The 2,584-nt window shown below is 65.8% G+C and carries 3 protein-coding genes; all 3 read left to right on the top strand.

Annotation, left to right across the window (positions count from 1 at the left end; all coding sequences use genetic code 11):
* The first annotated feature begins 283 nt into the window (after positions 1-283).
* Positions 284-901: a recombinase family protein gene (locus ABD093_RS18385; RefSeq protein WP_343926343.1), complete on the top strand. Its 618-nt coding sequence runs from the start codon at positions 284-286 to the stop codon at positions 899-901.
* Between the two features lie 651 nt (positions 902-1,552).
* Positions 1,553-2,116, top strand: coding sequence for a hypothetical protein (locus ABD093_RS18380; RefSeq protein WP_343926341.1), 564 nt, complete (start codon positions 1,553-1,555; stop codon positions 2,114-2,116).
* A complete protein-coding gene (locus tag ABD093_RS18375) occupies positions 2,113-2,553 on the top strand; it encodes a hypothetical protein (RefSeq protein ID WP_343926339.1) in 441 nt (146 codons plus the stop codon). Before ABD093_RS18380 ends, ABD093_RS18375 begins: the two co-directional genes overlap by 4 nt.
* Positions 2,554-2,584 lie beyond the last annotated feature (31 nt).

The following is a 2,584-nucleotide window of genomic DNA, read 5'->3' as shown; positions in this document are numbered from 1 at the left end:
GCCCTATTCTTCCAGGTCAGGAGCACCTTCACCCATCACGACCCACCCCTCGGACACCTCAACGATGAAAGCCCGAGGCTAGGCAGCGAACAGTAACGACATGAGGGGGCTGGCCGCCAGACGGCAGCACCCGCACCACAAACGGTCGTTGAGAGCACGCCCAGCGGTCACCTGCACGGACACCCATCAGCGCAGGTGACCACGTGCCATATATGAGCGTCATAATGATCTGTGCCAGAACTCAACCAGAGCCGGCAGTTGTGACACAGGAGGAACGGCAGCGATGACCCTCTATGGCTACGCGCGCGTATCCACCGAAGACCAATCCCTCCAACGGCAGCTCGACGCTCTACGCGAGCGCGGTGTGGACTTGGAGCACATCCACACCGAGAAGGCATCCGGCGCATCCGAGCGCCGGCCGGTCCTGGACCATCTACTGACCGAGGTGCTCACCGCCGGCGACACTCTGGTCATCACCGATCTGGACCGACTCTCCCGGCGCACCGCGCGCATCATCCTGACTCTGGACGATCTAGCCGCCCGCAGCGTCACCGTGGAGTCCCTGTACGAGAACGTGGACACCAGCACAGCCGACGGCCTATTCAGCGTGACCATCCTCGGTGCGCTGGCTCAGCGGGAGCGCGACCGCATCGCAGAGCGCACGCGAGCTGGCCTAGAAGCAGCCCGCGCGCGGGGCCGGCACCCCGGCCGACCAGTCGCCATCACTCCCGAGCAGTACGACACCGTTCTCATGCTCCGAAACCTGGGAAAGTCCTACCGAGAGACGGCAGCCGCGACCGGGCTCTCCGCGAGCACCGTCGCCCGAATCGCCCGCGACGAGACCCCCGGTCACGACTCCTACCGCAAGCGCGCGGAGCAGCAGTCCACTCTCCGGCCGTAGAGCCAGGGCGGCACCGGCCCCCGCGCGTCAGGCAGCCGGCCTACAGTTCCCAAGTGACTCTCAACGGCATTCCCATGGGCGGAACTCTCACTGAAATAGGCGGACTCGCAGTCGTGCCCCCGCTCGTGCGAACACCTCGCGGATGGATCGAGCAGACACCGGATCGGTGTGGCAGCTGTAGCGGCACCCGGTTCCTCATCGGATGGGCAGCATGCTCGTGCCGGCGAGACACCCTCTCGCACGGTCACCGCACCTGGGAATGCCGCGCCTGTGGACAGCACGAGCGCGTCGGTTGCCGTGACGACCAGGCAAATCGCGGACCAATGGAGGAATACGGCTGCACCCGCCGTATCAGTAGTTCAGTACCTCAGTAGTTCAGTACCTCAGTAGGTCAGTGCACCCAGGACCGTGGCCACTTCTCGGAACGATGACAGGTGGGCGCGTGCTTGCCGTACCCGACAAGGGCGTCCCCGACTGAAATCTCCGGCCGCCGGTCCCGTGGTCGGTCCGGGGTCTGTGGTCCAGGGAGGAGAGGTCGAGGGGATCTTCCATCATTACTGCATTCAGTACATCCGTACCTCCGTATATCAGTAGTTCCTCAGTGGCCTACGGGCGTGGGATTGGTGTCGTGATGGCCGCGCTTGTCTGAGCATGAGAACAACGCGCCTAGTACCGATCGCGGCCGCCGTCCTACTCATGGCCGGCTGCGCTGACGAACCTCAAGCCACTTTCGAGACTCCGCCTCCGAGCGAGGCTGAGACCTCCGCCGCCGAGGAGCCGGCCGAGGAGGAAGCCACCGACGAGGAAGCCACCGAGCAGTCGTGGGACGTAGCGCCCAGCGAGGAGGCCCCGCTGGTCCCGGGCGACGAGGGGCCGGCGGCAGCCGAGGAGGGAGACGCCGAGGCGGCAGGCGAAGCCGGCGCGGATGCCATCACCGCGTTTTTCGACACGAAGGACGCCGAGGAGTGGTGGCCGCAGTTCTCCACCCACCTCACGCCGGCAGCGCAGGAGGTGTGGCAGTACACCGATCCGGGCCGCGTGCCCAGCGGGAAGGTGGAGGGGATCGTGGAGCTTGGTGCGGTCAGCGCCACCGATGCTGAGGTGACGGTGCCGTCCTCGATCGGGGACTTCCACCTGGTACTCGTGCGCGAGACCGGGGACGACCCGTGGAAGGTGTCAGCGATCGAACCTCCCGAGGAGGCGCAGGAGGGATGAAGAAGAAGCTCATCGCCGGCGGGCTCACGGTCGGTTGCCTCGCACCTTTGGCGCTGGTGGCCGGCGCGGGAGTCATTGGCGTCGGCATCTTTGCCGGCAGCTCGGGGAGCAACGACGCGATCTGTGCCGGCCAGTCGCTCTCCGTCAGCGTCGAGGGAGACATGCCGGCCCCGGTCGGAGACTTCACCCCGGCGGCGATGGAACAGGCAGCGATCATCGTCAAGGTGGGGGAGGCCGAGGGTATTTCCTCCGGTGGGCAGCTTGTCGCCCTTATGACGGCGATGCAGGAATCTCGCCTAGGAGATCACCCCAGCACCTTTTCCCCGGACGAGAACGGGGACGCGGGAGTGTTCCAGCAGCGGCAGCTCCCCGGTTGGTACGGGACGCTAGAGGAAGTCAAGAACACGTCTTACGCGGCTCTTCCCGGTTCGTGGTGATGGGGAGCGTCGCGTCGTTGACGTAGAACGG

This window comes from Brachybacterium tyrofermentans, assembly GCF_039526165.1.
Classification (GTDB): domain Bacteria; phylum Actinomycetota; class Actinomycetes; order Actinomycetales; family Dermabacteraceae; genus Brachybacterium; species Brachybacterium tyrofermentans.
The sequence above is the reverse complement of the archived record's forward strand: the minus strand, read 5'-3'. Positions and strand labels throughout refer to the sequence as shown.